This window comes from Actinoplanes sp. NPDC026623 (assembly GCF_040638275.1).
In the GTDB taxonomy this organism is placed as follows: Bacteria; Actinomycetota; Actinomycetes; order Mycobacteriales; family Micromonosporaceae; genus Actinoplanes.
Map to the genome: position 1 here is coordinate 1 of NZ_JBEZXZ010000310.1, position 6,987 is coordinate 6,987.

Annotated in this window: 4 protein-coding genes; 3 read left to right on the top strand and 1 reads right to left on the bottom strand. The window is 75.8% G+C overall.

Translation table 11 applies throughout. The features are described from left to right. Positions 1 to 2,637: PD-(D/E)XK nuclease family protein (locus tag AB0F10_RS43120; RefSeq protein ID WP_360639736.1), on the top strand; the 2,637-nt coding region annotated here is incomplete at its 5' end. Further along, positions 2,634 to 6,110 (top strand): UvrD-helicase domain-containing protein, encoded by a 3,477-nt coding sequence (locus AB0F10_RS43125; protein WP_360639739.1) that lies wholly within the window; start codon positions 2,634 to 2,636, stop codon positions 6,108 to 6,110. The genes AB0F10_RS43120 and AB0F10_RS43125, both read left to right, overlap by 4 nt. Here AB0F10_RS43125 and AB0F10_RS43130 read toward each other — a convergent pair whose 3' ends face one another. Further along, positions 6,111 to 6,503: a pilus assembly protein CpaE gene (locus AB0F10_RS43130; protein ID WP_360639742.1), complete on the bottom strand. Its 393-nt coding sequence runs from the start codon at positions 6,501 to 6,503 to the stop codon at positions 6,111 to 6,113. A gap of 238 nt (positions 6,504 to 6,741) precedes the next feature. Here AB0F10_RS43130 and AB0F10_RS43135 point away from each other — a divergent pair, with 238 nt between their 5' ends. After that, positions 6,742 to 6,945, top strand: coding sequence for a cold-shock protein (locus AB0F10_RS43135; RefSeq protein ID WP_015625344.1), 204 nt, complete (start codon positions 6,742 to 6,744; stop codon positions 6,943 to 6,945). The last annotated feature ends 42 nt before the right edge of the window (positions 6,946 to 6,987 follow it).

Here is a 6,987-nt window from a genome sequence, read left to right on the forward strand (position 1 = left end):
CCCGCGCCGCCCGCGCCGCCCGCGCCGACTACGCCGCCCGCGCCGACTACGCCGACGTTGCCGGCCACGCCGACCGCGCCGACCTTGCCGGCCACGCCGACCGCGGCGGTCTCGTCGGCCGCTCTCGCCGAGGGTGAATACCCGCCCGGTGCCGTCGTGCGGACGTTCAGGTCGCCCACCAGCGAGTCCTCCTACGTCGCGCACGCGCTGCGGGAGGCGCACCTGCTGCACGGCGTGCCGTGGTCGCGGATGGCGGTCGTGCTGCGCTCGACGACCCTGCAGCTGCCCTCGATGCAGCGGGCGCTCGCCGCCTCGGGCGTGCCGACCGTCACCCATTCGGAGGATCTGCCGCTTCACCTGCAGCCCGCCGTCGCGCCGCTGCTGCTCCTGCTGCGCTGCGCGCTCGAGCCCGACGTCCTCGACGAGGAGGCCTCGGTCGCGCTGCTGCACTCGCCGCTGGGCGGGGCCGATCCGCTCGCCGAGCGGCGGCTGCGGCAGGGGCTGCGGGCGCTCGCCCTGGCCGCCGGCGACCGCCGCCCGTCCGGCGAGCTGCTCCTGGACGCGCTGCGCGATCCGGCCGGGCTCGCCGTCGTCGAGCGCCGCTGGGCCGTGCCGGCGCAGACCATCGCCCGGCTCATCGCCATCGCGCGCGAGGCCGCGGCCGAGCCCGGCGCGACCGCCGAGCAGGTGCTCTGGTCCGTCTGGCGGGCCAGCGGCCTCGCCGAGCGCTGGTACGCGCTCAGCACCCGCGGCGCGCCGGTCGAGCCCGGCGGCGAGGGCGGCCGGGCCCGGCAGTGGCGTGCGGAGGCCGCCGACCGCGACCTCGACGCGATCGTGGTGCTCTTCGATGCCGCCGCCCGCTTCGTGGACCGGCTGCCCGGCGCGCGCACCGAGGTCTTCCTGGACCACGTCCTCGGCCAGGACCTGCCGGCCGACTCGATCGCGCCGAGCGCCGACCGTGGCGAGGCGGTGCGCCTGCTGACCGCGCACGCCGCCAAGGGCCTCGAGTGGGACGTGGTCGTGCTCGCCGGCGTCCAGGAGGGCATCTGGCCCGACCTGCGGCTGCGCGGCAGCCTGCTCGGCTCGGAGCGCCTGGTCGACTACCTGGCCGGGCGGGCCGCGTCCGGCGCGGCGGCGGTGGTCGGGCAGACCTCAGCGCTGCTGGACGAGGAGCGCCGGCTCTTCTACGTGGCCGCGACCCGGGCCCGGCAGCGCCTGATCGTGACGGCGGTGGCGTCGGCCAGCGTCGGCGGCTCCGACGGCGAGGAGCAGCCGAGCCGCTTCCTGACCGAGCTCGGCCTGCCGGACGGCCGCGGCGGCCCCGGCCCCGATGACCCGCCGGCCCCGGGCCCCACCGACCCGGACGACCCGGGTCCGGACGACCCGGGCCCCACCGAACCCGACCCGGACCCCTGGGACCGGCCCGGCCCACCCGGCAGCGACCGGCCCGGCGGCGACGTGCCCGGCCCACCCGGCGCTGACCGGCCCGGCGGCGACGTGCCCGGGCCACACAGCAGCGACCGGCCCGGCGGCGACGTGCCCGGGCCACACGGCAGTGACCCGTCCGGCGGCGCGGGCGGTCCGGCCGGCGCGGGCGAGCAGCCGCCGGCCGCGGTCGCCGATCCCGGCGGGGAACCGGACGAGCTCGAAATCCCGGTGGGACGGCCGCCGCGGGCGCTCACCCTCGCCGCACTGGTCGCCGAGCTCCGCACCGCCGTCGTCGCGCCCGACGCGACGCCCGCCCGGCGGCTCGCCGCCGCGGCCGAGCTGGCCGGGCTCGCCGCCGCGGGCGTGCCGGGCGCGCACCCCGACGAGTGGTGGGGCCTGCGGCAGCTCTCCGACGACCGGCCGCTGGCCGAGGTGGGCGAGCCCGTCAAGGTCACCCCCTCCTCGATGGAGAGCGCCCTGCGCTGCAGCCTGCGCTGGCTGCTCGAACGCCACGGCGGGGCCGCGCCGGCCGGCCCCGCGCAGGGCGTCGGCAACCTGGTGCACGCCGCGGCGATGCTCGCCGAGGACGCCAACGCCGACCGCGAGCGCCTGGTCGAGTACGTCGCCGCCCGCTTCGACGCCATCGAGCTGGCCGCCCGCTGGCTGGCCGGTCCCGAGCAGGAGCGGGCCCAGGGCATGGTCGACAAGCTGCTGCGCTGGCTGGCCCGCAACCCGCGCCGGCTGCTCGCCATCGAGCACGAGTTCACCGTGCGGCTCGACGATCCGGCCCGGCCGATCCAGCTCACCGGCCGCGTCGACCGGCTGGAGGTCGACGAGCAGGGCCGCCTCGTCGTCATCGACCTGAAGACCGGCAAGACCACCACCGTCTCCGCCGGCGACGTGGAGGAGCACGCCCAGCTGGCGGGCTACCAGGCCGCCGTCGACGCCGGGGCGTTCCAGGAGTTCGGCGACGAGAGCGGCGGCGCCGCCCTGGTCCAGCTCGGCCCGACCAAGGAGGCCCGCGAGCAGATGCAGCTGCCGCTCGCCGAGGCCACCGACCCCAACTGGGCGTACGCGATGGTCCGCCGCACCGCCGACACCATGGCCGCGGCCACCTTCTCGGCCGTCGCCAACTCGAAGTGCCGGGTCTGCCCGGTCCGGACCAGCTGCCCGATCTCCGGGCAGGGGCGGCAGGTCGTCGAGCCGTGACCCAGCCAAGTCTCTTCGCCGACCGTCCCGCACAGCCCCGCCGCCGGGCCGACTCGGGCCCGCGCTACACCCCGCTCGAGCTGGCCAAGCTGCTGCGCCTGCACCCGCCGACCCCGGAGCAGGCCGCGATCATCGCGGCGCCGGTCGAGCCGGTCCTGGTCGTCGCGGGCGCCGGCTCGGGAAAGACCGAGACCATGGCGTCGCGGGTGGTCTGGCTGGTCGCCAACGGCTACGCCCACCCGGACGAGATCCTCGGCCTCACCTTCACCCGCAAGGCCGCCGGCGAGCTCGCCCATCGGGTACGCACCCGGCTGGGTCAGCTGGTCCGCCGCCTGGGCCGCCTGGATGCCCTCGCGGGGGAGCCGACCGTCGCCACCTATCACTCCTACGCGGCCCGGGTGGTCACCGAGCACGGGCTGCGCGCGGGCTTCGAGCCGTCCGCCCGGCTGCTCACCGAGGCCGCCCGCTGGCAGATCGTCGACTCGCTGGTGCGGTCCTACACGGGCGAGATGACCGGGCTCAACCGCGCGCCCGGCACGGTCACCGACGACGTGCTGGCCCTCTCCGGCGAACTCGCCGAGCACCTGGTCAGCCCCGACGACCTCGCCGCGTGGACCGGCCGCTTCTTCGCCGAGGTGCAGTCGCTGCCGGGCCGGGTCTACAAGGACGTCGGCGACATGCTCCTGCGCCAGCGGCACCGGCTCACCCTGCTGCCCCTGGTCCGCCTCTACGAACAGCGGAAACTCGCGATCGAGGCGATGGACTTCGGCGACCAGATGTCCCGCGCGGCCCGGGTTGCCCGCGATCATCCCGAGGTCGGCGAGATCGAGCGGGGCCGCTTCAAGATCGTGCTGCTCGACGAGTATCAGGACACCAGCCACGCCCAGGTCGTGCTGCTCAACGCGCTCTTCGGCGGCGGCCATCCGGTCACCGCGGTCGGCGACCCGTGCCAGTCGATCTACGGCTGGCGCGGCGCCTCGGCCGGCACCCTCGACCGGTTCCCGACGGAGTTCACCGGGCCCGGCGGCCGCGAGGCCTGGGTGCTCAACCTGAGCCGCAGCTGGCGCAACCGGCCGGAGATCCTCCAGGTCGCCAACGCGCTCTCCCGGCCGCTGCGGGCCGCCGGCGCCCGGGTGGCCGAGCTGGTCCCGGCGCGGCGGGTGGCCGACCGCGTCGGCGGGCGCACGGTCGCGTGCGCGCTGCTGCCCACGTACGCGGACGAGGCCGCCTGGATCGCCGAGTCCATGCTCGCCGCCTGGCGCGCGACCGCCGGGCTGCCCGACGCCCTGCCCGGCGACATCCCGATCGAGAAGCGGCCCACCAGCGCGGTCCTGGTCCGGGTCCGCAGCCAGATCCCGGCGATCGAGGAGGCGCTGCGCCTGCGCGGCCTGCCGGTCGAGGTGGTCGGCCTGGGCGGCCTGCTGGACACCCCGGAGGTACGCGACGTCGTCTGCACGCTGCGGGTCCTCGCCGACCCGACGGACGGTGCGGCGCTGCTGCGGCTGCTGACCGGGGCCCGGTGGCGGATCGGGCCGCGCGACCTGGTCGCCCTGCACCGGCGCGCCAGGTCCATCGCGGCGGCCCGGGTCGCGGGGACCACGGGGGAGCAGCCCGAGGACATCGTCGCGGACCGGCTCGACGACGCCACCCTGGTCGAGGCCATGGCCGACCTGGGCGCGCCGCAGCAGTACTCGCAGGAGGGCTATGCGCGGCTGCGGGCGTTCAGCCGGGAGCTGGCCGAGCTGCGGCACCGCCTCGACCAGCCGCTGCCGGACCTGGTCGCGGACATCGAGCGCACCGTCGGCCTCGACGTCGAGGTGGCCGTGCGCGGCTGGGGCGCCGGCGACGCCGGCCTGGCCCGCGGCCACCTGGACATGCTCGGCGACGTCGCGGCGCGGTACGCGGGCGACACCGGCGGCGGCACGCTCGCGGGTTTCCTGGCCTTCCTGGCGGCGGCGGAGGAGGAGGAACGCGGGCTGACCCCGGGCCAGGTCGACGTGGTCGAGGGTGCGGTGCAGGTGCTGACCGCGCACGCCGCGAAGGGCCTGGAGTGGGACGTGGTGTCGGTCGCGGGCCTGACCAAGGGCGTCTGGCCCGGGATGACCCGGGGCTCGGACCACTTCCTGATGGGCATCGGGGTGCTGCCGTTCCCGCTGCGCGGCGACTCCGACGGGCTTCCCGAGTTCGATCTGTCCGGAGCGGAGGATCAGAAGGACGTTGCGGGGGCGCTCACCGCGTTCAGCCGATCCTGGCGGGAGCACGACGAGCGCGAGGAGCGCCGCCTGGCGTACGTGGCGGTGACCCGGCCCCGGCGGCTGCTGCTCTGCTCGGGCTACTGGTGGGGCGACGGCGTGAAGAAGCCCCGCGGGCCGTCGGTCTTCCTGGAGGAGATCAGGGGCATCTGCCTGGCGGGCGCCGGGGTGGTCGAGCAGTGGACGCCGGAGCCGGCCGGGGACGCGGCCAACCCGAGCTCGGAGCTGGTGGCGGCGGCGGATTGGCCGTCGGACCCGCTGGGTGCCCGGCGGCCCGCGATGGCGGCCGCGGCGGACCTGATCCGGCGCATGATCGCCAGTCCGGAGGCGGAGACGGCCGCCGCGTTCGTGGCGCTGGCGGCGGCGGACGCCGAGGTCGCCGGCCGCGCGGGGCTGGCCGCCGACCTGGTCGGGCTGCCGGCCGACGGGGACCCGCCGGTGCCCCGCCGGCCCCGGCCCGAACCGGCGGCGGGCGATGGCCCGGGTTCGGCGGGAGCCGACGATCCGGGCGCGGTGGGAGCCGATGATCCGGACATCGCGCGGTGGCGGCGGGAGGCGACGATCCTGCTCGCGGAGCGCGAGGAGCGGGCCCGGCGCGACGGCCCCGTCGAGGTCGCGCTGCCGCCGCACATCTCGGTCTCCCAGCTCGTCGTGCTGCGGCGCGATCCGCAGGCCCTGGCGCGGTCGCTGCGCCGCCCGCTGCCGCAGCGCCCGGCGCCGCACGCCCGTCGCGGCACGGCCTTCCACGCCTGGCTGGAGCAGCGCTTCGGCTCGGTGCGGCTGCTGGACCTCGACGAGCTGCCCGGCGCGGCCGACGAGGACGCGGCCGGCGACGAGGAACTGGCGGCGCTGCAGGAGGCGTTCCTGGCCGGCGAGTGGGCCGACCGGACCCCGATCGAGGTCGAGGTGCCGTTCGCGACCACGGTGGCCGGGGTGGTGGTGCGGGGGCGGATCGACGCCGTGTTCGCCGAGCCGGGCGGCCGGTTCGACGTCATCGACTGGAAGACCGGTCGCCGGCCCTCCGGCGCGGACGCGGAGGCGGCGGCGGTGCAGCTCGCGGCGTACCGGATCGCCTGGGCCGCGATCGCCGGGGTGCCCGTGTCGTGGGTCCGCGCGGGCTTCCACTACGTCCGCGACAGCGCCACCGTCCGCCCGTCCGACCTGCCGGACGCGGAAGGCCTCACGTCCCTGATCGAGGACGTGCCGGAGCCCGCGGCCTGATCACGTGGTGGCCGCCGCCAGCAGGTGCAGCAGGGCGAGCGCGTAGGCCTCCTCCGGCGTCCTCGCCGTGAAGGTGCTCTCCTCACCCAGCAGAGTGAGATCCACCTCCCAGGAGACCTCCGTGCGGCGTAGGGCGCGTAGGGTGCCGCCCAGCAGCTCGCGTAGCTGGCCCTCGTGGGGCAGCCAGAGCGCCTCGTCCAGCTCCACGTCGTCGAGTGCCCACTCCGTGGTGCCGTTGAAGCCGATCAGCTGGCCGTCCCTGCCGTGGTGGACCTCGATCGTCATGTCGCTCAGCACGAAGACGGTGTCGTCCAGATCGCGGTCCGGGATCGCGAAGCGGTCACCCGGTCCCGGTTTCCAGATCAAACCCGCGTTCCTGAGCTGCTGTGCCACTTGCACGCCTATCACCGGCCGACCCCCTGCGTCGTGCTAGGCTCCATCGCGTTGTCAGTTTGGTTCCCAAGTACCTAGGAGCGCCTGTGGGGATTCTGCCCCAGGCGCTCTTTGTCGTAACCCGGGTTTCTCCGGTACGGGCGATCAGTACGGCGACACGAGTCCCGCGAAGTGCGGGTCTTACTACCTCGTTCCCGTCCATAATGGTCGGGAACGATCGACCGTCGAGGAGACGAGCATGGTTACCGGCGTAGTGAAGTGGTTTAACGCGGACAAGGGCTTCGGGTTCATCACCCCGGACGACGGCGGTGCCGACGTCTTCGCCCACTTCTCCGCCATCCAGACTTCCGGCTACCGCAGCCTGGACGAGAACCAGCGTGTCGAGTTCGAGGTGACCCAGGGCCAGAAGGGCCCGCAGGCTGCCAACATCCGGCCGCTCTGATCTCAGCCCTGCGCTGACCAACGGCGCCGGTCCCCCTCGGGG

Bases quoted from the DNA above. Each gene is read 5' to 3' on its own strand.
- AB0F10_RS43135 (WP_015625344.1), top strand. From the start codon at position 6,742: ATGGTTACCGGCGTAGTGAAGTGGTTTAACGCGGACAAGGGCTTCGGG.